General features: G+C 38.7%; 20 protein-coding genes, 1 pseudogene and 1 other annotated feature. Of the genes and pseudogenes, 16 read left to right on the top strand and 5 right to left on the bottom strand.

What is annotated here, in order from left to right:
- The 3 genes from NSQ41_RS14090 to NSQ41_RS14080 form a co-directional block, all read right to left on the bottom strand.
- Window positions 1-1,173 carry an MFS transporter gene (locus NSQ41_RS14090; protein WP_328189306.1) on the bottom strand — a complete coding sequence of 391 codons (1,173 nt, stop codon included), beginning with the start codon at window positions 1,171-1,173 and terminating at the stop codon, window positions 1-3.
- A 12-nt stretch (window positions 1,174-1,185) separates the two neighbouring features.
- Window positions 1,186-1,653 carry a MarR family transcriptional regulator gene (locus tag NSQ41_RS14085; protein ID WP_034769954.1) on the bottom strand — a complete coding sequence of 156 codons (468 nt, stop codon included), beginning with the start codon at window positions 1,651-1,653 and terminating at the stop codon, window positions 1,186-1,188.
- Between the two features lie 228 nt (window positions 1,654-1,881).
- Window positions 1,882-2,997: an IS4 family transposase gene (locus NSQ41_RS14080; protein WP_339210175.1), complete on the bottom strand. Its 1,116-nt coding sequence runs from the start codon at window positions 2,995-2,997 to the stop codon at window positions 1,882-1,884.
- Window positions 2,998-3,276: 279 nt separating this feature from the next.
- Here NSQ41_RS14080 and NSQ41_RS14075 point away from each other — a divergent pair.
- A pseudogene (locus NSQ41_RS14075) lies at window positions 3,277-3,582 on the top strand (tRNA-dependent cyclodipeptide synthase); the annotation flags it as partial.
- Between the two features lie 9 nt (window positions 3,583-3,591).
- Here the strand turns inward: NSQ41_RS14075 and NSQ41_RS14070 are convergent.
- Window positions 3,592-3,990, bottom strand: a complete 399-nt coding sequence (locus NSQ41_RS14070) for an MmcQ/YjbR family DNA-binding protein (RefSeq protein WP_339211633.1) — start codon at window positions 3,988-3,990, stop codon at window positions 3,592-3,594.
- 538 nt (window positions 3,991-4,528) lie between these two features.
- Window positions 4,529-4,779: a binding site (T-box leader), on the top strand.
- 87 nt (window positions 4,780-4,866) lie between these two features.
- Here NSQ41_RS14070 and ilvB point away from each other — a divergent pair.
- The 13 genes from ilvB (at window position 4,867) to yihA (ending at window position 22,650) form a co-directional block, all read left to right on the top strand.
- Window positions 4,867-6,591 carry an acetolactate synthase large subunit gene (gene ilvB / locus NSQ41_RS14065; RefSeq protein WP_063387453.1) on the top strand — a complete coding sequence of 575 codons (1,725 nt, stop codon included), beginning with the start codon at window positions 4,867-4,869 and terminating at the stop codon, window positions 6,589-6,591.
- Entirely contained in the window at window positions 6,588-7,106 is a 519-nt protein-coding gene (gene ilvN / locus NSQ41_RS14060; protein ID WP_144597671.1) for an acetolactate synthase small subunit, read from the top strand. Before ilvB ends, ilvN begins: the two co-directional genes overlap by 4 nt.
- Window positions 7,107-7,152: 46 nt before the next feature.
- On the top strand, window positions 7,153-8,178 hold the full coding sequence (gene ilvC, locus NSQ41_RS14055; protein WP_094246308.1) for a ketol-acid reductoisomerase: 1,026 nt from the start codon (window positions 7,153-7,155) through the stop codon (window positions 8,176-8,178).
- Entirely contained in the window at window positions 8,165-9,709 is a 1,545-nt protein-coding gene (locus NSQ41_RS14050; protein ID WP_063387456.1) for a 2-isopropylmalate synthase, read from the top strand. Before ilvC ends, NSQ41_RS14050 begins: the two co-directional genes overlap by 14 nt.
- A 23-nt stretch (window positions 9,710-9,732) precedes the next feature.
- Window positions 9,733-10,845, top strand: coding sequence for a 3-isopropylmalate dehydrogenase (leuB, locus tag NSQ41_RS14045; RefSeq protein ID WP_063387457.1), 1,113 nt, complete (start codon window positions 9,733-9,735; stop codon window positions 10,843-10,845).
- A gap of 84 nt (window positions 10,846-10,929) precedes the next feature.
- Window positions 10,930-12,345, top strand: coding sequence for a 3-isopropylmalate dehydratase large subunit (gene leuC / locus NSQ41_RS14040; RefSeq protein WP_063387458.1), 1,416 nt, complete (start codon window positions 10,930-10,932; stop codon window positions 12,343-12,345).
- A gap of 16 nt (window positions 12,346-12,361) precedes the next feature.
- Window positions 12,362-12,955, top strand: coding sequence for a 3-isopropylmalate dehydratase small subunit (gene leuD / locus NSQ41_RS14035; protein WP_063387459.1), 594 nt, complete (start codon window positions 12,362-12,364; stop codon window positions 12,953-12,955).
- A gap of 730 nt (window positions 12,956-13,685) precedes the next feature.
- On the top strand, window positions 13,686-14,666 hold the full coding sequence (locus tag NSQ41_RS14030) for a tetratricopeptide repeat protein (RefSeq protein WP_339193186.1): 981 nt from the start codon (window positions 13,686-13,688) through the stop codon (window positions 14,664-14,666).
- 204 nt (window positions 14,667-14,870) lie between these two features.
- Complete coding sequence (gene tig, locus NSQ41_RS14025; protein ID WP_063387461.1) at window positions 14,871-16,157, top strand: trigger factor; 1,287 nt, start codon at window positions 14,871-14,873, stop codon at window positions 16,155-16,157.
- A gap of 274 nt (window positions 16,158-16,431) precedes the next feature.
- Window positions 16,432-17,697, top strand: a complete 1,266-nt coding sequence (gene clpX / locus NSQ41_RS14020) for an ATP-dependent protease ATP-binding subunit ClpX (RefSeq protein ID WP_066249773.1) — start codon at window positions 16,432-16,434, stop codon at window positions 17,695-17,697.
- A 201-nt stretch (window positions 17,698-17,898) separates the two neighbouring features.
- Entirely contained in the window at window positions 17,899-19,557 is a 1,659-nt protein-coding gene (gene lonB / locus NSQ41_RS14015) for an ATP-dependent protease LonB (RefSeq protein ID WP_339193185.1), read from the top strand.
- A gap of 187 nt (window positions 19,558-19,744) precedes the next feature.
- Complete coding sequence (gene lon / locus NSQ41_RS14010) at window positions 19,745-22,069, top strand: endopeptidase La (protein WP_066249767.1); 2,325 nt, start codon at window positions 19,745-19,747, stop codon at window positions 22,067-22,069.
- The gene (yihA, locus tag NSQ41_RS14005) at window positions 22,066-22,650 is read left to right on the top strand and encodes a ribosome biogenesis GTP-binding protein YihA/YsxC (protein WP_063387465.1); all 585 of its coding nucleotides are present in this window, start codon (window positions 22,066-22,068) and stop codon (window positions 22,648-22,650) included. Before lon ends, yihA begins: the two co-directional genes overlap by 4 nt.
- A 70-nt stretch (window positions 22,651-22,720) precedes the next feature.
- On the opposite strand, the gene NSQ41_RS14000 is transcribed toward yihA, so the two are convergent.
- A complete protein-coding gene (locus NSQ41_RS14000) occupies window positions 22,721-23,194 on the bottom strand; it encodes a hypothetical protein (protein WP_339193183.1) in 474 nt (157 codons plus the stop codon).
- A 196-nt stretch (window positions 23,195-23,390) separates the two neighbouring features.
- Here NSQ41_RS14000 and hemA point away from each other — a divergent pair, with 196 nt between their 5' ends.
- Both hemA and NSQ41_RS13990 read left to right on the top strand, forming a co-directional pair.
- Window positions 23,391-24,728, top strand: a complete 1,338-nt coding sequence (gene hemA / locus NSQ41_RS13995) for a glutamyl-tRNA reductase (protein ID WP_094246302.1) — start codon at window positions 23,391-23,393, stop codon at window positions 24,726-24,728.
- A gap of 20 nt (window positions 24,729-24,748) precedes the next feature.
- Complete coding sequence (locus tag NSQ41_RS13990; protein WP_339193181.1) at window positions 24,749-25,570, top strand: cytochrome c biogenesis protein; 822 nt, start codon at window positions 24,749-24,751, stop codon at window positions 25,568-25,570.
- Window positions 25,571-25,580: the final 10 nt, after the last annotated feature.

Genomic DNA, 25,580 nt, shown 5'->3' with positions numbered 1-25,580 from the left:
TTATTTTAAAATCTGATTAATCATGAACGAAATCACTAAAAACACGATTCCTAGAATAAGAAATAAGGAAGAGGAACTCAGAAAGCTAATTCCGACAATTCCTGCTCCTATTGCCATTCCACAATATCGTACAAAATTAAATATTCCTAATGCCAATCCTTTTTCATTTGTATATTGACTACTAATGATTGTTGAAAATAATGGTGGAGAGAATCCTAGTAAAACACCATAAATGAATAAAATAATACTTAATATGATAATGTTCTTTTTCATCATTAAACCAAATAATATAATGAAAAATGGCATTAAGTATAAAATTGCACGATATAACTTTTCTAAATTAAATCTTCTTTGTAACTTTTTAAATAGGGTACTACCTATAATCATACTAATTGTCAAAGGCAAATATAATAATCCGATAATCTGTAAAGATATTTGATAGTGATCGTGCAATAAAACAGGTAAATATGTCAATATTGAAAAATATACCAGAAAGACGAAAAAACCAATTCCGATAACACTCATGCCTTTTTTATTTGCCCATAAAATTTGATATTTTAGAAGTGTTTGAGCTTTATTTTTATTATCGGATAATTGTTTACTATTTAATGTTGGAAGTTTGTATCCTAAAAAAATCAACAATGTCATTGAAATGACAAATAGAAATAAAAATACACCTGAATAATTGTAGTATTGTCCAATGAATCCTCCCAAGATCGGCGCAAGTGCGGGGGCTAATGTCAATAAGATTTGATATGTTCCCATTGCATCGCCCCGTTCTGCCCCTTCAAATAAATATGCAATGACATTCACTGCAATCAACGGAATCATTCCTGTACCGATGGCTTGAAACATTCGTGCAACAAAAAATACCATAAAATTTGTTGTAAATGCACAAAATAAGGTTGAGATACTTGTAATCAAAAGACTAGTGATCATTAACTTTTTTTGATTAGCAGAATCAATAAATGTTCCTAATATTACTTGCATGATAGAAATAATAAAGATAAAACCACTAACTGTTAAATCCACCCAAAAAATCGTTGTGTCAAAAGTATCTCGAATAAGAGGAATCAAAGGGGAATAAATATTTTGATTTAATGACGCAAAAAAAGCTGAAATACTTAGGAGAAGAACCAGAACTTTGCTTTTTTGTTGAAGGGCTTTATCCAAAGCTCTTCCCTCCTACTTCATATTTTCATTTTTCAAATGATTAGTAAGCGTATTTAAAAATAATATGATTGTTTCAAGTTGTTCCTTATTGAAGTTATCTAAAAGTGATAAATATTGTTCTTCAGCCTCCTTATGCAGCTTCTCATGAATTGCGGCCATTGTTTCCCCTTTTTCAGTTAAAACATAGAAAATTTCTTTTTTATTTCCTTCATTTTGTTTTTCCTTAATAATACCTTTCTCCAGTAATTTTTTTGTTGCTTTAGTTACCGCTGGTTTAGATATATTAAGTTCTTTAGCTAAGGTTGTATTATTCATTAATTCATTTTCTTTCAGAAGGGCAACAATGTGAAATTGTGTCAATGTCCATGAAACACCGAACAATACGTTCTTATTATTACTCGATTCAGTTCTTCTGATCGATTCTCTAGTTGTGATGAATTCTTGTAATGCTTTTAGAACTTTCTTTTTAGTGCTTTCCATTTTTATCCTCCTTACGATAGTTAACCAGTTAACAATAATGGTAAGGGAATTTTTACGTGTTGTCAAGAAATAAAGGAAAAATCATTAGCATTGCATAAATATAGTTAGAATTTTCTGTTAATTAGCTTTTGTGAATTTGTGCCAAAAAGACAAAACCTAAAGAAAGGTGGCACTGCCCATTTGGTAAATATATACAGTTAAACCAGAGCGACAACGACAAAAGGGAGATTATGGACTGGCTCGCCCATCAAATTTTCGCAACCAAACATAAGCTGGTTTCCACAGAGCTCTCTTTAACCAACGAGTAATTCGAAGTAGGGATTTCTTACTTTTCATCTCCAATTGAATGAGAACATGTAAGCAATACGTGATCAGGGCTAAGAAAATTTGATTTTGAATAGCTGTTTCACTCATTCCATAAAAGTGCTTAATTTCTACGTGTTGCTTGAGCCATTTGAAAAAGAGTTCAATAGCCCAGCGAGATCGGTAAATATCACTTATCTCTTCTGGTTTTAAATCAAATCGGTTGGTGATGAAACGAAGTAAGTTCCCTTTTGTGTCCATAACTTCTAGTAGACGATAGACATTTTCAGTACGATTTTGTGTGGTACCAATGTAGACCATTTTATCGGATAGAACGTGACAATCATCAGGAAGTGAAAATGTATAGACTTCACGAATGACTGCGTTTTTCTTCAGTCTTGAAACGAAGAAATAGCCATCATCTGTCATCCGATCAAAACGTTCATAGTCCACATAACCGCGGTCAAACACATACATGGCTTCTTGATCATCCACTAGGACTTCGAGTTGATTTCGGTCATGTTCTTTTGCTGTCGTAATCACTGCTTTTTCAGGATAGACGGTGTCTTTATCCATGAAAACGAGCCGTAAGTGTAGCTTTACACCAGCTTTTGTTTTACGGAATTTTGCCCATTTATAATTGGTCAAGTTCAACGGGAGTGTACTTGAATCAATGATTTTCAGTGGCATATTCTTTCCGTTTTTATAATGGTACCGTTGAATTTTCCAAACAAGATCCAAGAACAAATTTGCAAGAATTAGTGGGTGGATCTGATTGTTTTTTCGGGATAGCTGAGAGGCACTTATCGATTCAAATCCGAGTGCTTTTTGAAGATCTTCGTCTACAAGTGCATCACTCATTTCCTCTAAGCTCTTAAATTCGAGCAGCTGGGCTACCAATAAAAGTTTAATATAGGCTTCTGTTGTCAGCTTTTTTGTGTAATAGTCCTGTTTCAATTCTTTGACTTGTTCGCTAAGTTTTTGAATATTTATGGGTGAAACCCATTTACCAAATGATGAAATTAGTGTATTCTTGTCCATAACGCTTATCCTTTACGATTGGATTTGGACAGGAACCACCTGTACTTCCATTGTAAAGGATTTTTTTGTTTCGAAATCAATAAAAAATTGAACATTCTTAGTATTTTGAATCATCAGATTTAATTACTGCAATGCTAGTGAGGAAAAATATTTAAATGATAATTCGCATAACTCAATAATGTTTTTGAGTTGTGTTATATTATGTTAAATGTTTAATGTTAACTTATTAATCATAGTTAGGGAAAGGAGTTTTTTTAATGCAACAAGTTATTAAAAGATTTGTTCTATGTTGTTCCACTATCTAGAAATTGTGAGAAAATTTATAAGAATAAGACTCACATACTTTTAGGTATCAGTCCCTTTAACAGTAAGTTTTCACAAAACTATATTCACCAACTTATTGATTGGTCATCAAAAAATTTCAAAAATGTGACCGTTTTATTAGCTGGAGATGAAGCTAAGAACTTACTTGAAGCCCTCGGAACTCCTACAACAAAAGCGGAAAGAAAAGTCAGAAAGGAAATCAGACGTCATTTCCGTTTTAGCGAAGAAGCATTAAGGAAAAATGGTAGAGAGATTGATATATATACTTTTTCAGATTTTAAAAACAACAAAATTTATAATGAAGTTTATCAAAACGTAATTTATTACTTTTTGTATTTTCTTCGGCAATTTTTGAAAAACAAGTTCGTAGGAACGAAAAATCAGGTTTTCCAAAATTTCCTCCGGGATGTTCGTGTTAAAATATATTGAGATCCAATGATTTTTGTTCATATAGTAGCCTGGAATGACGCCGTCGTAATTTTCTCTTAATTGTTCAGAATGATGCGGATCACATTTTAACGTGATGATTGGCTTTCCTTCAGAATCACATCCTATAATCGCAAATATTTTGCCTCCCACTTTATATCGGTCTGCTTCCCAATCAATTTGGTAATCATGAACAGAACCGGGAAGTTTGAGACAGAAAGATTCAAGCTTTTGTTTGTTCATCATATAATCTCCTCCACCATATATTGTTCCAAATATTTTTTATACAACATACTTTGTCTTTTTTCCTTCTTCCGAAATTGCTCGTTTCAAGTGAAGGGCTTTTATTTAAAATCGAATAACGTTCAAGGTTTTAGAACATACATATGCTGCATTACTGTTTAAAACAGATTACAGCCCTCTTTCTGAAGTGTTCGGGTTGCCGAGCCTTTAAGAAAAACTGGTGTAATTTCGAATAAAATGGATGTTTTTTCTTTTGCCGCATTTGTTGAAAACGTTGGCTATTCAAATTAATTTCATAAAATATTACGCACATTTTGCAAAATGGTTTGGAATCGTTATTTATTTCAATTTAGAGCATAAAAAATTTTCATTGTATTATAAAATGTTGAAATAATAAGTTTGTAAACGTTGCCAAAAAACTGTTTCATAAAAATAATCAAATAATTCATAAAAATGGTGTTGACACTTTTGAAAAATCAGCGTATTATAAGGCTCAAACATAAATTTTCGTATAAGGATTGAATGTAAAAATTTATAGATGAAAACGATGAAGAGGATTAGTAATCTTTGGTTAAGATAACTCCAGAGAGCCGGGGGAGCTGAAAACCGGCGTTATCACCAAGGATGAACTCGCCTCCGAGTGCCTTTTCGAAAGCGGACAGCGAGTAGGATTGGCCGGGTGCATCCCAATGCACTCGTTAGGAAAAGAACGGATATTCCGTTCATGAGGTGATCGATTGATCACGAAGAAGGGTGGTACCGCGGGAATTCAACCTTCTCGCCCCTTTGGCCTGCTATAAGTGGGTTTCATAGGGGCGGGAAGGTTTTTCATTATCTAAAAATTCTATCACATCTGTTTAAAAGGAGGATATATTCATGACTGCGAATGTACAGTTGGATGAGTTGAAAACCAAATGTACAACAACAACCATGACGGGGTCGGAAATGCTCATCGAAGCCTTAAAAAGGGAAAATGTAGAAGTCATTTTCGGCTATCCCGGTGGAGCCGTTTTGCCAATATATGATAAGCTATATAATTCTGGAGTCTTTCACGTCTTAACAAGACACGAGCAAGGAGGAATCCATGCTGCTGAAGGATATGCACGTATATCCGGAAAACCGGGTGTCGTCATTGCCACTTCAGGACCTGGTGCAACCAACTTAGTGACAGGGCTTGCGGATGCATTAATTGATTCTTTGCCGCTCGTCGTCTTTACAGGGCAAGTAGCAACAACTGTGATCGGTTCTGATGCTTTCCAAGAAGCAGATGTGATCGGAATTACCATGCCCGTTACAAAACATAATTATCAAGTTCGGGATATAAATGATTTACCGAGAATTGTTAAAGAAGCGTTTCATATCGCAACAACTGGAAGACCAGGACCTGTATTGATCGATATTCCAAAAGATATTTCACAGGCGGAAGGCAATTTCGAATATGATATGGAATTGTCATTGCCCGGCTACCAGCCGAAATTAGAGCCGAATTACTTGCAAATCCGCAGGCTGGTGGAATCGGTCAGCAGTGCAAAAAAACCGGTGATTTTAGCTGGTGCCGGCGTTCTCCATGCCAATGCTGCGAATGAACTGAGAGAATATGTTGAACAGCAGCAAATTCCGATCACAAACACTCTACTTGGATTAGGAAGTTTCCCAGCGGATCATCCTCTATTTTTAGGAATGGCAGGAATGCATGGAACATACGCGGCTAACATGGCTCTTTATGAATGCGACTTATTGATTAGCATCGGAGCCCGCTTTGATGACAGAGTAACAGGAAATCTTAAACATTTTGCGCCTAATGCAACTGTAGCACATATTGACATTGATCCTGCCGAAATTGGTAAAAATGTTCCCACACAAATTCCGATTGTCGGCGATGCGAAACAAGTATTGAAGCTTTTGATCGAGCAGGAAGGAAATAAAGGCGATCATCAAGAGTGGATTCAGCATCTTGCTGAATATAAAAAAGAATATCCATTATGGTATGAAAAATCTGAAAATGAAATCAAACCTCAAGAAGTGATCGAAGAAATTTATAAACAAACAAAAGGAGAAGCAATTGTTACAACAGATGTAGGCCAGCATCAAATGTGGGCTGCGCAATATTATCGCTTTAATTCGCCAAACAGATGGGTGACATCGGGCGGACTTGGAACGATGGGCTTTGGACTCCCTTCAGCTATCGGCGCGCAATTTGCTGACCGCAACAGAACGGTTGTCGCGATATTGGGAGATGGAGGGTTCCAAATGACCTTCCAAGAGCTTGCGGTAATCAAAGAGCACAATTTGCCAATCAAAGTAATCGTTTTGAACAACAATTCGCTCGGTATGGTTCGCCAATGGCAAGAGCTCTTTTATGAAAAACGTTATTCTCATTCCGTCTTTCAAACGCAGCCTGATTTTATTAAATTGGCAGAAGCGTTTGGAATAAAAGGAGTAAGAATCCAAAATCATCAAAATCTTAAGACAGTGTTGGAAAAAAGCTTTGCAAACAGAGAGCCGGAGCTGATTGAAATCGTCGTAGCACCGGAAGAAAACGTATATCCAATGATTGCTCCTGGCAAAGGACTGAATGAAATGGTGGGGATAAAGAAATGAAGCGAATCATTACGCTGACTGTCATGAATAGATCAGGAGTTTTAAACCGAATTACTGGCCTGTTTACGAAAAGACACTATAATATCGAAAGCATTTCTGTCGGCCATTCGGAAATAGAAGGCGTTTCGCGAATTACATTTGTTGTAAATGTTAAAGAAGAAAAAGAAATTGAACAAATTACAAAGCAATTAAATAAGCAAATTGATGTGTTGAAAGTGATGGATATCACAAATCAATCAATTGTTGCAAGAGAACTAGCATTAATTAAAGTTGTTGCAAATCCATCGACAAGAATGGAAATATACGGTGTGATCGAACCGTTTCGCGCATCGATCATTGATGTTAGCAGAGACAGCGTTGTCGTACAGGTAACAGGTGAGCCGAACAAAATTGAAGCGCTGATTGACTTATTGAAACCGTACGGCATCAAGGAAATAGCAAGAACAGGACTGACAGCTTTTCCTCGCGGTACACAAAAGCTGCAGCAGTCCGAAAAAACTTTTTCAATCGTCTAATACATTTTTAAATATAGTAAAACATTTAAGAAAGGGAGATGTACAAATGACAAAAGTATACTATAACGGAGATATTAACGGAGCTGTATTAGAAGGGAAGAAAGTAGCGATTTTAGGATATGGTTCTCAAGGTCACGCGCATGCTTTAAATTTAAAAGAAAGCGGCGTAGATGTAGTAGTTGGCGTTAGAAAAGGTAAATCATTTGAAAAAGCTCAAGAGGATGGATTGGAAGTTAAAACAGTTCGTGAAGCTGTTGAAGAAGCAGACATTATTATGGTGCTTGTTCCGGATGAAAAGCAAAGAGAGCTTTATGAAAATGAAGTGAAGCCGGGACTAAAAGCAGGAAATGCTCTCGTATTTGCCCATGGATTTAACGTTCATTTTAATCAAATTGTTCCGCCAAGCGATGTGGATGTATTTTTAGTTGCACCTAAAGGCCCAGGTCATCTTGTGCGAAGAACTTACACTGAAGGAGCTGGGGTTCCGGCATTGATTGCTGTTGAGCAAAATGTAACAGGTCAAGCGAAAGAATTGGCTTTAGCATATGCAAAAGCAATCGGATCCGCACGTGCCGGCGTTCTTGAAACAACGTTTAAAGAAGAAACAGAAACGGATCTTTTCGGTGAGCAAGCAGTTCTTTGCGGCGGGTTAACATCCCTTGTGAAAGCTGGATTTGAAACGCTTGTTGAAGCAGGTTACAAGCCTGAAGTTGCATATTTTGAATGTTTGCACGAACTAAAATTAATTGTGGATTTACTGTATGAAGGCGGACTTTCCAACATGAGATACTCCATTTCCGATACAGCTCAATGGGGTGATTTCGTATCTGGACCGCGCGTAATCGATGCGCATGTAAAAGAAAACATGAAAGCTGTATTGAATGATATTCAAACTGGAAAATTTGCGAAAGAATGGATTTTGGAAAACCAAGTAGGAAGACCACAGTTTAACGCGATCAACAATCGTGAAAATGAGCATCAAATTGAACAGGTCGGAAGAGTGTTAAGAGACATGATGCCGTTTGTAAAGCCTAAAAATAAGGAAGCGGTGGTAACTGGTGCGAAAAATTAACTTTTTTGACACAACCTTAAGAGATGGCGAGCAATCCGCTGGAGTAAACCTAAACTTAAAAGAAAAATTAGAAATCGCAAAACAGCTGGAACGAGTTGGAATGGACATTATTGAGGCAGGCTTTCCTGCCTCCTCTCCAGGAGATTTTCGCTCAGTACAGGAAATTGCCAGAACAATCAAAAATTCTTCTGTTACAGGATTGGCGAGATCTGTTAAAGGAGATATCGATGCGGCGTGGGAAGCATTGAAAGACGGGGCGGAGCCAAGACTTCATACGTTTATTGCAACATCGCCTGTTCATCGGGAATATAAATTGAAAATGACGAAGGAGCAAGTGATCGAGCGTGCAGTAGAATCCGTCAAATATGCAGCGAAATTTTTCCCTATTATACAATGGTCTGCAGAGGATGCCTGCCGCACTGAACTCGATTTTTTGGCGGAAATTGTTGAAAAAGTGATTGAAGCCGGCGCGAAAGTCATCAATATTCCTGATACTGTAGGCTATATCACTCCGATTGAATATGGCAAAATATTTGAATATTTAAAACAAAATGTGAAAAACATTGATCAAGTCATTTTGTCCGCTCATTGCCACGACGATTTAGGAATGGCAGTAGCGAACGCTCTCAGCGCTGTAGAACATGGAGCAGGGCAAATTGAAGGTACGATTAACGGAATTGGAGAGCGTGCGGGCAATTCAGCTTTAGAGGAAGTGGCTGTCGCTCTGTACATTCGAAAAGACTATTACAAAGTTGAAACAAACATCCGCTTAAATGAAATTAAGAGAACAAGTGATTTAGTGAGCAAATTGACAGGAATGATAGTTCCGCCAAACAAAGCGATCGTCGGGAAAAACGCTTTTGCCCATGAATCTGGCATACATCAAGACGGTGTGCTGAAAGAAAAAACAACATATGAGATCATATCTCCTGAACTTGTTGGGGTACAGTCCAACAGTTTAGTATTAGGAAAACATTCTGGTCGTCACGCATTTCGGGTAAAGCTCAAGGAATTAGGCTTTACAATGGATGAAGAAGCGACAAATCGTTTATTCACTGCTTTTAAGGAACTTTCTGAAAAGAAAAAAGAATTGACGGAAGATGATCTTGTAGCTCTTGTATTAGAAGAACAATTAACAGGTGAAGAAGGAACATATGAACTTGCGGCGCTGCAGGTAACATATGGTACGACTGGAGTCCCGTCTGCCACTGTGACGCTGAAAACGAAAGAAAACGAGGAAATTCAAGAGGCTGCGACAGGAAATGGAAGCGTAGAAGCTATTTACAATACGTTAGAGCGCTGTTTGAAGCAGTCCGTCACTTTGCTGGACTACCGAATCCAATCTAATTCAGGAGGACGCGATGCGTTAGCGCAAGTATATGTAAAAGTTAACGTGGACGGAATTGAAATGGGAGGACGCGGCATTGCCCAGGATGTGCTTGAAGCATCTGCCAAAGCCTATCTAAATGCTGTCAACAGGGCGATATTACTCAAACATACAGCGAAGGAAAAACATCAGGCGACTGTATAAAATCATGAAAGGGGTGGAACGTGATGAAGAAAAAAATCGCTGTTTTGCCGGGAGACGGCATTGGAAAAGAAGTAGCGAACGGAGCTATTGAGGTTTTAAAGGCTATTGGACAATATTACAAACATGATTTTGAATTTGAATTCGGCTTAATTGGCGGAGAAGCGATAGATAAGTGCGGGACACCTCTTCCTGAAGAAACGATTGAATTATGTCGTTCAAGCGATGCGGTTTTATTAGGAGCTGTAGGCGGTCCGAAATGGGATAAAAATCTTCCTGAACTCCGTCCGGAAAAAGGATTGCTAGGCATTCGAAAAGAGTTGGACTTATTTGCAAATATCCGCCCTGTTCAAACTTATAAAGCCCTTCAAGAAATATCTCCGTTAAAGGGAGAAAAAATAGAAGATGTTGACTTGGTGATTGTACGCGAATTGACAAGCGGACTTTATTTCGGGAAACCGAGTGAAAGAATCGTTTCAGACGGAGAAGAAGCAGCGGTTGACACGCTTTTTTATAAACGGAAAGAAATTGAACGCATTTTGGAAACAGCTTTTCAAATGGCGCAAAAACGCCGAGGAAAAGTAACGTCTGTTGATAAGGCAAACGTGCTTACAACTAGCAAGCTTTGGCGTGAAATTGCCGAAGAATTGGCTTCAAAATACCCTGATGTCACATTGGAGCATATGCTTGTTGATAATGCGGCCATGCAATTGATCCGCATGCCAAGCCAGTTTGATGTGATTGTAACGGAAAATATGTTCGGTGACATTTTAAGCGATGAAGCATCTATGATCACTGGATCGTTGGGCATGCTTCCTTCAGCAAGCTTATCAAACAGTGGATTGCACTTATATGAACCGGTGCATGGATCAGCTCCTGACATTGCTGGCCAAAACCTGGCAAACCCTGTCGGAATGATCTTATCTGGTGCGCTCATGCTCCGCTATTCCTTTGATCTTCATGAAGAAGCTAGAGCCATTGAAAAAGCGGTTAAACATGTGTTGGATTCCGGAAAGTGCACGAGAGATTTAACAAATAATGAAGGTGCATTTATTCATACAACTGAAATGGTGGAAGAAATCAAAGAAGTGCTTGCGAACGATTATGCACTATTAAATATTATCGATTCCTACGAATAAAATGGGGGGGTGTGGGCTTTTCCGGCAGGAGAAGCTCACCGTTTTCTTAATAGATACAAAACAGGAAATAGGGGGAAAAAGAAAATGAAGCCTCGAAACATAATAGAAAAAATCTGGGATGATCATGTGGTCGTGAGGGAAGAGGGAAAACCGGATCTGCTTTATATTGACCTTCATCTCATACATGAAGTTACATCACCGCAAGCTTTTGAAGGATTGAGACAAAACGGACGGAAAGTGAGACGTCCTGATCTAACCTTTGCCACAATGGATCATAATATCCCAACCGTGAACCGCTTTGTCATTGAAGATGATGTAGCTAAAAACCAAATAAGTGCTTTAGAAAGAAACTGCCAAGAATTTGGAATTACTCTGGCAGGACTAGACAGCGATGATCAAGGAATTGTCCATGTTATCGGTCCGGAATTAGGGCTTACTCTTCCAGGAAAGACTATTGTATGCGGAGACAGCCATACATCGACACACGGCGCTTTTGGGGCGCTGGCATTTGGAATCGGAACAAGTGAAGTAGAACACGTTTTGGCCACTCAAACATTATGGCAGCACCGTCCGAAAACTTTGCAAGTGAAAGTGACAGGATCTTTGTCAGAAGGAGTCACGGCCAAAGACGTCATCCTTTACATTATTGGAAAATTTGGTGTTGATTTCGGTACAGGCTATGTTATTGAATATTCGGGTGAAGTGATTGAAAGCTTATCAATGGATGAACGGATGACCATTTGCAATATGTCAATCGAAGCAGGTGCCCGCGCCGGTTTAATAGCTCCGGATGAAACAACCTTTAATTATATAAAAGGAAGAAAATATGCTCCGAAAGGGGAAGAGTTCGAAAAAGCAGTTGCTTACTGGAAATCTTTAAGATCTGATCCAGGAGCTACATTTGATAAAACGATTGAAATCCGCGGGGAAGACATCGCACCGATGGTTACCTGGGGTACAAATCCAAGCATGGTGCTGCCTGTTGACCATTCGATTCCGACACTTGAGGATGCACGCAATGAAAATGAAGCAGCTTCCTTCAAACGGGCGTATGAGTACATGGGACTTGAACCGGGAACGAACATTCAAGACATTGAAATCGATTATGTATTCATTGGATCATGTACAAACTCAAGACTAACTGATTTGCGTGCAGCGGCGAATGTAATTAAAGGACGAAAGGTTGCTCCAAATGTGAAAGCGATCGTAGTTCCAGGCTCCCAAAAAGTAAAACAAGCAGCAGAACAAGAAGGATTGCATGAAATTTTCATCAATGCTGGTTTTGAATGGAGAGATTCTGGATGCAGCATGTGTTTAAGCATGAATAACGATGTCGTGCCTCCTGGAAAACGATGTGCGTCTACTTCCAACCGCAACTTTGAAGGACGTCAAGGGAAAGGGGCAAGAACTCACTTAGTGAGTCCTGCAATGGCAGCAGTGGCAGCAATTTATGGTAAGTTTGTTGATATTCGGACAGAGAAGCTTGAAGCAGTAAAATGAGGAGGGAAGAAGCAGCATGCAGCCTTTTACAACATTAACTAGCCATATTGCAGTATTAAATAGAACAAATGTGGATACGGACCAAATCATTCCGAAACAATTTTTAAAACGAATTGAACGGACAGGTTATGGAAGATTTGCTTTTTTTGATTGGAGATATTTAGATAATGGTGAGGAAAATCCACAATTCGAGTTAAATCAGCCAGTCTACAAAGGCGCACAAATTTTGCTGGCTGGCGAAAATTTTGGTTGCGGTTCATCAAGAGAGCATGCTCCATGGGCTTTAGCAGACTTTGGTTTCCGCGCAATTATCGCGCCTAGCTTCGCAGATATTTTTTATCAAAACTGTTTAAAAAATGGAATCCTGCCGATACGGGTCAATGAAGAAGTGTTTGAAACATTGCTCAAAAAAGCGGAAGGAAATGTGTACGAATGCACGATTGATTTAGAGCAGCAAAAAGTATTTGATCAAGAAGGATTTGAGTTTCATTTTGACATTAATGAGCATTGGAAGGAAATGCTTTTAAATGGACGCGACGAAATAGGATTTACATTATTATATGAAGAGCAGATCAGCCAATTTGAACAAAAGGCAAAAGCGTGGGGATGATGATTGCATCCTCCGCTTTTTCTTGTGCGCCCGGCATGGGTGTAATCTATAGGGTGAAAGTCCCGAGCTGCGAAGGCAGAAGTAGCAGTTAGCTTAACGCAAGGGTGTCCGTGGTGACGCGGAATCTGAAGGAAGCGAGCGGCAAACTTCCGGTCTGAGGAACACGAACTTCATATGAGGCTAGGTATCACTGGGTGAGTTTGCAAGACAAAACAAAGCCCTTTCTGCCGAAGGTGATACAGAGTAAATGAAGCAGATGGATGGAAGGAAAGATTACACTCTTACCCGGGGAGGTCTGGCTGGCACGCCAAGTAACCTTGGTAACCTATCTAGTGATAGATAGCTGAACAGTCAGAAGTCAGCAGAGGTCATAGTATTAGTTGGTCTAGAACAACTAAGAAGGACCGAACAATTAAGAGAGAATAGCCCTTGGCATTCAGTGAGTCATGATGAACACAGAAAACGTAGTACCTCACTTGAGGGAGGAAGCGGTGAATCCCGTGGGAGATCTCTTGGAGGGTGGAGTGACCACTGGCATAAAGAGAACAGCTATTCACGGAAGTTATAAAGACTTGCGTCAATTATCTTAATTGAACCGCCGTATACGGAACCGTACGTACGGTGGTGTGAGAGGACGGGAGTTAATCGCTCCCTCCTACTCGATTTGATTCTTGTTTTCTCGTTGCTCAGCTGGTAAACTTGTAGCAAAATCATAAAGAGGTTTTCTACAATGAAAAAAGCGAATGGAAAAATCATTCCCTTTCCCCGACTTAATGAACGATTGATTGAAAAAGGAATGAATGCGTTACATAATAAACAATTTGAACAAGCGCTCGACCTTTTTTTAGAGGCGAGATCTTGGAATTCAAATCACCCTGATATTGAAATAGGAATTGCTTTATGCTTAATGGAGCTTGGAGAATATCAGGAAGCAAAACAAATTTGTAAAAAAATGCTTCACGAAGCAAAAGGAAATTATTTTGAAATATTGCAGATGTATTTAACGATTTTAGTACAGCTTGGACAATATGATGAGGTAAAAACGACGATTGAAGCGGTTTTGGAAGAAAATAAACTTCCGGCAGCACATGCAGAACAGTTTTACAAGCTGCTTCATTTTAGCCGGAGGATGAGCGAAGAGCAAATCAGTCCAGAACCGAATGACGATGATCTTTTCAGCAGGCTGGACAAGCAAATTTCCTACATACATTCGATCAAAAATAATAATAATGTTAAAAAAAATTTACATACGATTGAAGAGATGCTTCAGTCAAAAACGGTCCATCCGGTTGTGAAAACAATGCTGCTGCAAATATTGCGAGATCATGAAATAGCACGAATAATGACCGTTGAGAAATTCGGGGAAACTACCGCTGTAAATCCTATCCATCTTCAAGATTTATTAGAAATGACGTTTGCCAAAAAAGTGCTCAATCTTTTGGACGATTTTTTAGGAAATGAAAATCCAACCCTTTTCGAAGCTGTAAAAGATATATGGATTCGTCATTTATATGTCATGTATCCTTTTCATCCTAAACCGGAAAATGCAAATATTTGGGCAGCAGCGCTTCATTACGTTGGCTACGAAATTTTTGGGATCGTCATCAAGCTGACGGAAGTTGAGCGGATTTACAACATAAAAAGTGCTGAGTTTATTTCAGTTTGCGATAAAATTAGACAAATTGAAGAAATTTCAAACATTAGATGGTAGAGTCCTATTGAAAGGATTGAATCCTATGGTATAATAAAATGGTTGTAAAATGTATATTTTTTGTATGCACCTTTCTTGCTATTGGTGCCGGTTATCCTTTTTTGACATATTTATTTTATGGCTTGTTTCTTTACGGACAAGGCATATAAAAAATTTTTATCGTGTACTCACGAATAATATTTATAGATTGTTGGAGGGAAACAAATGTCAGTTAAATGGGAAAAATTAGAGAAAAACGAAGGAGTCTTAACCGTTGAAGTAGATGCACAAACATTTAAAGAAGCGCTGGATCGAGCATTTAAAAAAGTTGTAAAAAATGTAGCTGTTCCAGGATTCCGCAAAGGAAGAGTGCCGCGCCCTATTTTTGAAAAGAGATTCGGTGTTGAGGCGCTATATCAAGATGCGCTTGATATTTTGCTTCCAGAAGTTTACCCAAAAGCGGTTGAAGAAGCTGGAATTGAACCGGTAGACCGTCCTGAAATTGATATTGAACAAATTGAAAAAGATAAACCGCTTATTTTTACGGCTAAAGTAACGGTCAAACCAGAAGTGAAACTTGGCGAATATAAAGGTTTGGATGTCCAAAAAGAAGATACAACCGTTACGGATGAAGATGTGGAAAACGAATTAAAACAGCTTCAAGAACGGCATGCTGAATTGGTTGTGAAAGAAGAAGGAAAAGTGGAAGAGGGAGATACAGTCGTCCTCGACTTCGAAGGTTTTGTTGACGGCGAAGCGTTTGAAGGCGGAAAAGCTGAGAATTATTCTTTGGAAGTCGGCTCCGGCACATTTATCCCTGGTTTTGAAGATCAGTTGATCGGGCTTGAAGCAGGCGAAGAAAAGGATGTAGAAGTAACGTTCCCTGAAGAATATCATGAGGAAAAGCTTGCTGGAAAACCGGCTGTCTTTAAAGTGAAAATTCATGAAATCAAAACGAAAGAACTCCCTGCATTGGATGATGAATTTGCAAAAGATGTAAACGATGAGGTTGAAACACTTGAAGAATTAAAGGCGAAAATTAGAGAGCGTTTAGAAGAGCAAAAGAACACACAAGCTGAAAATAAACTTCGTGATGAACTTGTTGAAAAAGCTGCAGAAAATGTTGAAGTGGACATTCCGCAAGTGATGATTGACAATGAACTTGAAAGAATGATGAATGAATTTCAACAACGCTTGCAATTGCAAGGCTTGAACTTAGAACTGTATTACCAATTCTCTGGCCAAAGCGAAGAAGAATTGCGTGAACAAATGAGAAAAGACGCTGAAAAGCGCGTGAAATATAACTTAACATTAGAAGCAATTGCGAAAGCTGAAAACATTGATGTGACAGAAGAAGAAGTAAATGAAGAGCTGCAAAAAATGGCTGACATGTACAATATGCCAGTTGAAAGCGTTAAGAGAGCACTCGGTTCAACAGAAGGAATAAAAGAAGATTTAAAAATTAAAAAAGCGGTCGATTTTCTTGTAGAAAATAGAAAAGATGTTGCATAATATAGTTACAGGAACATCATGATCTTTGATAAAGTTGATAACAAGGCGCGATTTGATCGTGCCTTGTTTTATAAAATGAAAAGCGTTAAATCGTTCGAAACTGTACATAATAATTGTCACATAACTATACATACTTTTCATTACCGCTTTTCTTTTGTTTTATGATAAAATGCGATACATACTTTTCTTTTGTTTGAAAAGCATTGTTCCCCGATTCATGCGTGCGGTTTATATATGGGTGGGGAGGCAATGAAGGAAATTAAGGGGTGATATCATGTTTAAGTTTAACGATGAAAAGGGACAGTTAAAATGTTCGTTTTGCGGAAAAACTCAAGATCAAGTGAGAAAGCTGGTTGCTGGTCCTGGCGTCTATATATGCGATGAATGTATTGAACTTTGCACAGAAATTGTAGAAGAGGAGCTTGGCACAGAAGAAGAGGCTGAATTTAAGGATGTTCCGAAACCGAAAGAAATTCTCAGCATCCTAGATGAATATGTAATCGGGCAGGAGCAGGCAAAAAAATCTTTGGCGGTTGCAGTTTACAACCATTATAAGCGGATTAATTCAAACAATAAAATTGATGATGTTGAGCTGTCCAAAAGTAATATTGTGTTAATCGGGCCGACAGGAAGCGGAAAAACGCTGCTTGCACAAACGCTTGCACGCATTTTGAATGTTCCATTTGCAATTGCTGACGCAACGTCGCTAACGGAAGCTGGATACGTTGGGGAAGATGTTGAAAATATTTTGCTGAAGCTAATCCAAGCTGCTGATTACGATGTGGAAAAAGCGGAAAAAGGAATTATTTACATCGATGAGATTGACAAAATTGCTAGAAAATCAGAAAATCCATCCATTACAAGAGATGTGTCTGGTGAAGGCGTCCAACAAGCACTTCTGAAAATTTTGGAAGGAACTGTAGCAAGTGTTCCTCCACAAGGCGGAAGAAAACATCCGCATCAAGAATTTATCCAAATCGATACGACTAATATATTATTTATTTGCGGCGGAGCATTTGACGGCATAGAGCAAATCATCAAGCGCAGATTAGGGCAAAAGGTCATTGGATTTGGAGCAGATAGCCGAAACAAAGAGCTTGATCAAAAGCAGCTGCTTTCAAAGGTGCTACCTGAGGATTTATTAAAATTCGGGTTAATTCCGGAATTTATCGGGCGTTTGCCTGTCATTGCCAGCCTTGAACCGCTTGATGAAGCAGCACTTGTCGAAATATTAACAAAACCGAAAAACGCGCTTGTTAAACAATATCAAAAAATGCTCGAGCTAGATGGCGTTGAGCTGGAATTTGAAGAAGAAGCATTATCAGAAATTGCGAAAAAAGCAATTGAACGAAAAACAGGTGCGCGCGGCCTTCGTTCTATCATTGAAGGCATTATGCTTGATGTGATGTTTGAATTGCCGTCTCGTGATGATATTACAAAATGTGTCATCACGGCAAACACTGTAAGAGAAAAAATTCCTCCGAAGCTGATTGCAAATGATGGAACCATTATAAATGAAGATACGAAAACTTCCGCATAAGACACGTTTTGACGGGCTTTTTAGTCTGAATTTGCAGCAGTTTGGTTTTGTAAAAGGATAGTTGTTCTCATAAAAATAAGAAGGATCGAGTTCATACAACTCGATCCTTCTTTTCATGAAAATCCGTCCTCAACATATGTTTAATCCGTATATGCAAAGGAGATAATAGGGGATAAACATTTGTTGAGGAGGAAACTCAGGATGAACTGGACAGGGATTGCCCTTTTCATACAATTAATTTTCGGAGTCATTGTCGGTCTTTATTTTTGGAATTTATTGCGGAATCAGCGGACGCAAAAAATTTCCATTGACCGCGAGTCGAAAAAAGAAATGGAACAATTGAGAAAAATGAGAGCTATCCAATTATCAAAGCCGCTTTCAGAACGAATTCGTCCAAAAAGCTTTTCTGACATCGTCGGACAGGAGGATGGCATCAAAGCATTAAAAGCGGCTTTATGCGGGCCGAATCCCCAGCATGTTATTATTTACGGACCTCCCGGTGTAGGAAAAACGGCTGCTGCAAGGCTCGTTCTTGAAGAAGCGAAAAGAAATAAAAAGTCTCCTTTTCAACATAATGCTGTTTTTGTTGAATTGGATGCAACAACAGCGAGATTTGATGAACGGGGAATAGCTGATCCTTTAATAGGTTCTGTTCATGATCCCATTTATCAAGGTGCTGGGGCAATGGGACAAGCCGGAATTCCACAGCCGAAACAAGGAGCAGTGACTCATGCACACGGCGGCGTGTTGTTTATTGATGAAATTGGCGAACTCCATCCCATTCAAATGAATAAACTGTTAAAAGTACTTGAAGACCGAAAAGTTTTTTTAGAAAGCGCCTATTATAGTGAAGAAAATTCTCAAATTCCAAGTCATATTCATGATATTTTCCAAAACGGTCTCCCGGCTGATTTTCGCTTGATCGGGGCAACTACAAGAACACCATCTGAAATACCGCCCGCCATTCGCTCGCGCTGCCTTGAAGTATTTTTTAGAGATTTAACGGCCGATGAACTCGCGGTCGTTGCTCGGAAAGCGGCTGAAAAAGTAAATGTAAAAATTTCAGAAAAAGGAATATCCATTTTAACTTCTTATGCCCGCAATGGAAGAGAAATTGCCAATATGATGCAAATTGCTGCTGGAATTGCCATCACCGAGGACCGAAATGAAGTGAAAGTCGAAGATATTGAATGGATTGTCCATTCCAGCCAGCTTACACCAAAATATGAAAAGAAAATTGGAAATGAACCTAAAGTTGGACTGGTGAACGGTCTTGCTGTTTACGGACCAAACAGCGGCTCTTTATTAGAGGTGGAAGTGACGGTTATTCCGGCAAAAGAAAAAGGAACGATCAACATTACAGGTATTGTAGAAGAAGAAAACATTGGCGACCGCGGAAAATCCATCAAAAGAAAAAGCATGGCCAAAGGCTCCGTTGAAAATGTCATAACAGTGTTACGATCAATGGGAGTTAATGCCCATGATTATGATATTCATGTAAACTTTCCCGGCGGGGCACCTGTTGATGGACCGAGTGCAGGAATAGCGATGGCAACCGGCATTTTTTCTGCCATCCACAAAATTCCTGTTGATAATACCGTTGCGATGACTGGAGAGATCAGCATTCATGGGAATGTAAAACCGATTGGCGGAATTATTCCAAAAATAAAAGCTGCCAAGATGGCAGGTGCAAAAAAAGTGATCATACCAGAGGAGAATATGCAGTCAATTTTAAAAACGATTGAAGACATTGAAATTATTCCTGTTCGAAGCTTTCAGGAAGTGTTAGATTGTGCGCTCATCAATCCTCCAACGGAGCAAATTTATCCAGAGACAATCATAGAGAAAAAATCGGTTTAAAGCAGCGTCTTTATTCCAAATGCCTAACAGGGTTCAGGCCGTGGCACTGAACCTTTATTTTTATTGAGGCAGTTATTTATTCCTTTCAATAAAGATAAGTTTGAAAATAGACAGTGCAGAAAGAATAGGATAGAATTGAACAAGGACGCTGTATAATCTATTTTTCACATGATGGAGGTGTAAAAATATGGCGAAAAAAGAGAATAGAATCGTCCCCCTCCTACCGCTTCGAGGTTTGTTAGTTTATCCATCGATGGTGCTACATTTAGATGTAGGACGCGATAAATCTGTACAGGCGCTTGAGAAGGCGATGATGGATGATCATATGATATTTTTAACAACACAAAAGGAAGTTTCAATAGATGATCCAAAAGAGGATGATTTATACCATATTGGAACGCTGACGAAAATTAAGCAAATGCTCAAACTGCCGAACGGCACCATTCGCGTGCTTGTCGAGGGACAAAAAAGAGGCGAAATCAAAAGTTTTGAAAGCAAGGAACCATATATTTCTGTACAAGTTGATACTTATGAAGAACCGCTTCAAAAAGATGTTGAAGAAGAAGCTTTGATGCGAACTGCGCTTGAATATTTTGAGCAATACATAAAAATGTCTAAAAAAATTTCAAGTGAGACGTTTGCAACCGTTTTGGATATAGATGAACCGGGAAGATTGGCCGATATTATTGCTTCCCACTTGCCGATCAAGCTGAAAGATAAGCAAGAAATATTAGAAACATTTGATGTGAAAGAAAGATTAAATAAAATTATTCAAATGCTCCATAATGAGAAGGAAGTTCTGCAGCTTGAAAAGAAAATAGGCCAGCGGGTCCGTCAATCAATGGAACGGACGCAAAAAGAATATTATTTGCGCGAACAAATGAAGGCCATTCAAAAAGAGCTCGGAGAAAAGGAAGGGAAAACGGGCGAAATAGAAGATTTGACTGAAAAAATTGAAAAATCGGGAATGCCGGAACATGTTTATAAAACGGCTATGAAAGAGCTAAGCCGATATGAAAAAATCCCTTCAACATCCGCTGAAAGTGCGGTGATCCGCAATTATTTAGACTGGCTCATTTCCTTGCCGTGGAACAAGGCAACAGAGGACAGACTGGATATAAAGCTGGCGGAAGTGATCTTAAATGAAGAGCATTACGGACTAGATAAAGTAAAGGAACGGGTGCTTGAATATTTAGCAGTGCAAAAATTAACAAATTCGCTTAAAGGCCCTATTTTATGTTTAGTGGGACCGCCTGGCGTTGGGAAAACATCTCTTGCCCGTTCTGTTGCAAAATCATTAAATAGAAAGTTCGTTCGAATTTCTCTTGGCGGCGTTCGAGATGAATCGGAAATAAGAGGCCATAGAAGAACATATGTCGGTGCGATGCCGGGTCGGATCATTCAAGGGATGAAAAAAGCGGGAACGATTAATCCGGTATTTTTGCTGGATGAAATTGATAAAATGTCCAGCGATTTTCGCGGTGATCCTTCAGCTGCTCTTCTTGAAGTGCTGGATCCGGAGCAAAACCATAATTTCAGCGATCATTATATTGAAGAGCCGTATGATTTATCAAAAGTCATGTTTATTGCGACAGCTAATAATTTAGCAACTATTCCAGGTCCGCTGCGCGACAGAATGGAAATTATCACAATTGCCGGTTATACCGAATTAGAAAAAGTTCATATCGCCAAAGATCATCTTCTTCCAAAACAATTAAAAGAGCATGGACTGAAAAAAGGTCACTTGCAAATAAGAGAAGAAGCAATTTTAAATATAATTCGTTATTATACGCGCGAAGCAGGGGTAAGAGGGTTAGAACGCCAAATCGCAGCAATATGCCGAAAAGCAGCGAAAACGATTGTAACAGGTGAAAGAAAAAGAATTGTTGTAACCGCTAAAACTCTTGAAGACTTTTTGGGCAAAAAATTGTTTCGATACGGTCAGGCAGAATTGCAGGATCAAATCGGTGTGGCGACCGGTCTCGCATATACGACGGTCGGCGGCGATACGCTGTCCATTGAAGTGTCCATCTCTCCGGGTAAAGGCAAGCTGATTTTAACCGGAAAGCTCGGAGATGTCATGAAGGAATCGGCTCAAGCCGCTTTCAGCTATATTCGATCTAGAACAAAAGAACTAAAGATAGATCCAGATTTCCACGAACAATATGATATCCATATTCATGTGCCTGAAGGAGCTGTTCCAAAAGATGGACCGTCTGCAGGCATTACGATGGCAACGGCGCTTATTTCAGCATTAACTGGAAGACCGGTTCGAAAAGAAGTCGGAATGACAGGTGAAATTACTTTAAGAGGCCGCGTTCTGCCGATAGGCGGTTTAAAAGAAAAAACATTAAGCGCCCATCGTGCCGGTTTAAAGAAAATTATTTTGCCGAAGGAAAATGAAAAGGATTTAGATGATATTCCGGAAAGCGTAAGAAAAGAATTGACTTTTGTTCTTGTCTCACATATGGATGAAGTATTAAAACATGCATTGGCAGGAGAAAAAGAATGAAGGTAACAAAAGCAGAAATTGTCATAAGTGCGGTTAAATCTGATCAATATCCATCAACCGATTTTCCAGAAATCGCTCTGGCAGGAAGGTCTAACGTCGGGAAATCTTCGTTTATTAATAAAATGATCAATAGAAAAAATTTGGCGAGAACCTCTTCAAAGCCTGGGAAAACGCAAACGTTAAACTTTTATTTAATTAACGATCAATTTTATTTCGTTGATGTTCCCGGATATGGATTTGCCAAAGTGTCGAAAAGGGAGCGGGAAAAATGGGGGAAAATGATCGAAGCGTATTTGCTCAAAAGAGAACAGCTTAAAGCATGTATTCTTATCATTGACATCCGCCATGCACCTACATCTGATGATGTCATGATGTACGAATTTTTAAAATATCATGGAATTCCTGCTGTAATTGTCGCAACAAAGGCGGATAAAATTCCTAAAGGAAAATGGCAAAAACACTTAAAAGTAGTGAAGGAAACGCTAAAAATGGAAAAAAATGATCCGCTTATTCTTTTTTCAGCAGAAACTGGCTACGGAAAAGAGGATGCATGGTCAGCCATTTATCCATTCCTATCATAAAACGAAATTGCTTTAGGCTGAATGCAGAAGGAAAAGCTCGAGAAGCTTTACCGCTTCGAGCTGTTTCCTTTTATTTTTTTCTGAAAAACAATAAATACAAACCTGCAATAACAAAAAGAATCGGCCAAAAGGCTTGCCAATTGGAAACGCTCTTTTGAATAAAAGATGTCAAAGCGGACGGAAAATAGTAAAGGAAACTTCCGATCAAAAGAAGGATAAATCCTTGTGCAAACCCGCTTTTTGTTTGAGCAGACCGAATGATGAAAGCAAGGGCAATGATCCAGATCATTGCGGTTAAATCATCAGGCCAGAACGGGAATGATTTTCCCCATAAAAAATGGATGCCAAGGCCAAGCAGCAGAACGGCAGGAACGATTGCTTGGTCATCCTTTTCCGCTTTTGCCTGAACCATAAAGGCGATGCCAAACATGATAAAAAAGAAAGGCAAAGTGTTCATGTTCATATTGAAAAAGAGATCGAAATTTTTCAACAAGAAATAAAGCCCGATCTCCAGCATAATCATAGCAACAAACGTCCAACGCACTTAACGATCACCTCTGTTTTGATGACTTGATTCCGGCCCTCTTTTTTGATAATATTTTTAATGTAATAATTAATATAATTTATATCTGTTTCTTACTTAATTCATCATATCATACAGTTTCATATACTGTTCACATTTTTTTGTCGATATTTTGTTATAATAAAGTCAGTATGTATTTGCTTTTGGGGGGTCGGAGATGCATATTTTAGCTGTTGGGTTAAATTATAAAACAGCCCCTGTTGAAATTCGCGAAAGGTTGAGTTTTAGCAGCAATGATTTAGCTTCTGCAATGAAACGGTTGAAGAATGAAAAAAGCATTTTGGAAAACGTGATCGTTTCCACCTGCAACCGGACAGAAATCTATGCAGTTGTTGATCAGCTTCATACAGGGCGTTATTATATAAAAGCATTTTTAGCTGAATGGTTCAATATGGACATTGAGGAGTTCGATTCGTATCTAAAATACTTTGAAAATGAACAGGCTGTCCAGCACTTGTTTCGGGTGGCATGCGGCCTGGATTCTATGATTTTAGGCGAAACGCAAATTTTAGGACAAGTCCGTTCAAGCTTTTTATTAGCTCAAGAACATAACACGATCGGAACGATTTTTAATCAACTGTTTAAACAGGCAGTAACATTGGCTAAAGAAGCCCATTCGGAAACGGAAATCGGTTCAAATGCTGTTTCCGTCAGCTATGCTGCCGTAGAATTGGCAAAAAAAATTTTCGGCGACCTATCCAGCAAGCATGTGCTTATTTTAGGCGCAGGAAAAATGGGAGAGCTTGCCGTACAAAATTTACATGGCAGCGGAGTCAAACAAATTACGGTTATGAACCGCACATTTGAAAAGGCGAATGAATTGGCGAAGCGTTTTTCCGGACAAGCAAAAATGATGTCTGAGCTTCAGTGTGCGCTTATTGAGGCAGATATTTTAATTAGTTCAACAGGTGCAAAGAGTTTTGTGATTTCGAAAGACATGATGTTAGATGTTGAAAAGTTAAGAAAAGGCCGCCCGTTTCTGATGGTGGATATTGCGGTTCCACGCGATTTAGATCCTGCATTGAGTGAAATAGACAGCATTTTTTTATATGACATCGATGATTTGGAAGGAATTGTCGAAGCGAATTTGCAGGAAAGAAAAGAAGCGGCTGAACAAATTGAAATCATGATCGAGCGAGAGGTCTTGGAGTTTTCGAAATGGCTGAATACATTAGGGGTTGTTCCGGTTATTGCTGCATTGAGGGAAAAAGCTCTTCTTATCCAATCGGAAACAATGAAAAGTATTGAACGGAAGCTGCCGAATTTGACAGAACGCGAAAGAAAAATATTAAATAAACATACGAAAAGCATTGTCAATCAAATGTTGAGAGATCCGATTTTAAAAGTGAAAGAGCTGGCTGCTCTTCCAAATGGCGAACAATCTTTGGAATTATTTAAAGAGATTTTTAATTTAGATTTAGATGAAGAATTAATAGAACAAACTCCTTCCGTTCAATTAAAAACGCATTCAAAAAATGTTTCACTTGAAATGTAAGTGAAAGGAAAAACTACTATATGTTTGATTGGAATATCATTAGATTAAACGAATTGATGATTGTTTTATATGCATTGAGCGTTTTCTTATATTTTATAGATTTTTTGCATCATAACCGGAAGGCAAACAAAATAGCCTTCTGGTTACTTTCTATTGTCTGGGTTTTACAATCCTTTTTTTTATTTTCGCAAATGGCGCAAACGGGCAGATTTCCGGTTTTAAACATAGCGGAAGGTCTTTATTTTTATGCATGGGTATTGGTCACTCTTTCTCTTGTGATCAATCGGCTGCTTCGAGTCGATTTTATTGTCTTCTTTACGAATGTCATTGGTTTTATCATTATGGCCATCCGGACGTTTGCTCCTTCAGAGGCAGTATCGACTGAAGTATCCAGCAGGTTAATTTCAGAACTGTTATTGATCCATATCACGATGGCGATACTATCATACGGAGCGTTTTCGCTTTCATTTGTTTTTTCCATTCTTTATTTGATACAGCACAACTTATTAAAAAAGAAAAAATGGGGGAAAAGGCTTCATCGCATTCAAGATTTGGCAAAACTGGATTATATGACATATGTTTTAAATATGATCGGTGTACCTATATTGCTATTAGCTCTCATTTTAGGAATAATATGGGCTTATTTAAAGGTGCCAAATTTGAACTGGTATGATGCAAAAGTGATCGGCTCATTTTCTGTTTTAGGCATATACAGTTTTTATTTGTATGCCAGAGTAGTAAAAGAGTGGCAATGGAAAAGAATTGCCTTTTTAAACGTTGCCTCATTTTTAGTGCTGTTAGTTAATTTCTTTTTATTTGGAAGCTTATCGAATTTCCATTAATGCATGTGCT

Origin of the sequence: Aeribacillus sp. FSL K6-8210 (genome assembly GCF_037963925.1) — a bacterium.
Classification (GTDB): Bacteria; Bacillota; Bacilli; order Bacillales; family Aeribacillaceae; genus Aeribacillus; species Aeribacillus composti.
The sequence above is the reverse complement of the archived record's forward strand: the minus strand, read 5'-3'. Positions and strand labels throughout refer to the sequence as shown.

What these genes read in the sequence shown, in the direction of transcription:
- NSQ41_RS14085 (WP_034769954.1), bottom strand. Translation starts at nt 1,653, where the DNA reads ATGGAAAGCACTAAAAAGAAAGTTCTAAAAGCATTACAAGAATTCATC.
- NSQ41_RS14080 (WP_339210175.1), bottom strand. Translation starts at nt 2,997, where the DNA reads ATGGACAAGAATACACTAATTTCATCATTTGGTAAATGGGTTTCACCC.
- NSQ41_RS14070 (WP_339211633.1), bottom strand. Translation starts at nt 3,990, where the DNA reads ATGAACAAACAAAAGCTTGAATCTTTCTGTCTCAAACTTCCCGGTTCT.
- ilvB (WP_063387453.1), top strand. Translation starts at nt 4,867, where the DNA reads ATGACTGCGAATGTACAGTTGGATGAGTTGAAAACCAAATGTACAACA.
- ilvN (WP_144597671.1), top strand. Translation starts at nt 6,588, where the DNA reads ATGAAGCGAATCATTACGCTGACTGTCATGAATAGATCAGGAGTTTTA.
- ilvC (WP_094246308.1), top strand. Translation starts at nt 7,153, where the DNA reads ATGACAAAAGTATACTATAACGGAGATATTAACGGAGCTGTATTAGAA.
- leuB (WP_063387457.1), top strand. Translation starts at nt 9,733, where the DNA reads ATGAAGAAAAAAATCGCTGTTTTGCCGGGAGACGGCATTGGAAAAGAA.
- leuC (WP_063387458.1), top strand. Translation starts at nt 10,930, where the DNA reads ATGAAGCCTCGAAACATAATAGAAAAAATCTGGGATGATCATGTGGTC.
- leuD (WP_063387459.1), top strand. Translation starts at nt 12,362, where the DNA reads ATGCAGCCTTTTACAACATTAACTAGCCATATTGCAGTATTAAATAGA.
- NSQ41_RS14030 (WP_339193186.1), top strand. Translation starts at nt 13,686, where the DNA reads ATGAAAAAAGCGAATGGAAAAATCATTCCCTTTCCCCGACTTAATGAA.
- tig (WP_063387461.1), top strand. Translation starts at nt 14,871, where the DNA reads ATGTCAGTTAAATGGGAAAAATTAGAGAAAAACGAAGGAGTCTTAACC.
- clpX (WP_066249773.1), top strand. Translation starts at nt 16,432, where the DNA reads ATGTTTAAGTTTAACGATGAAAAGGGACAGTTAAAATGTTCGTTTTGC.
- lonB (WP_339193185.1), top strand. Translation starts at nt 17,899, where the DNA reads ATGAACTGGACAGGGATTGCCCTTTTCATACAATTAATTTTCGGAGTC.
- lon (WP_066249767.1), top strand. Translation starts at nt 19,745, where the DNA reads ATGGCGAAAAAAGAGAATAGAATCGTCCCCCTCCTACCGCTTCGAGGT.
- yihA (WP_063387465.1), top strand. Translation starts at nt 22,066, where the DNA reads ATGAAGGTAACAAAAGCAGAAATTGTCATAAGTGCGGTTAAATCTGAT.
- hemA (WP_094246302.1), top strand. Translation starts at nt 23,391, where the DNA reads ATGCATATTTTAGCTGTTGGGTTAAATTATAAAACAGCCCCTGTTGAA.
- NSQ41_RS13990 (WP_339193181.1), top strand. Translation starts at nt 24,749, where the DNA reads ATGTTTGATTGGAATATCATTAGATTAAACGAATTGATGATTGTTTTA.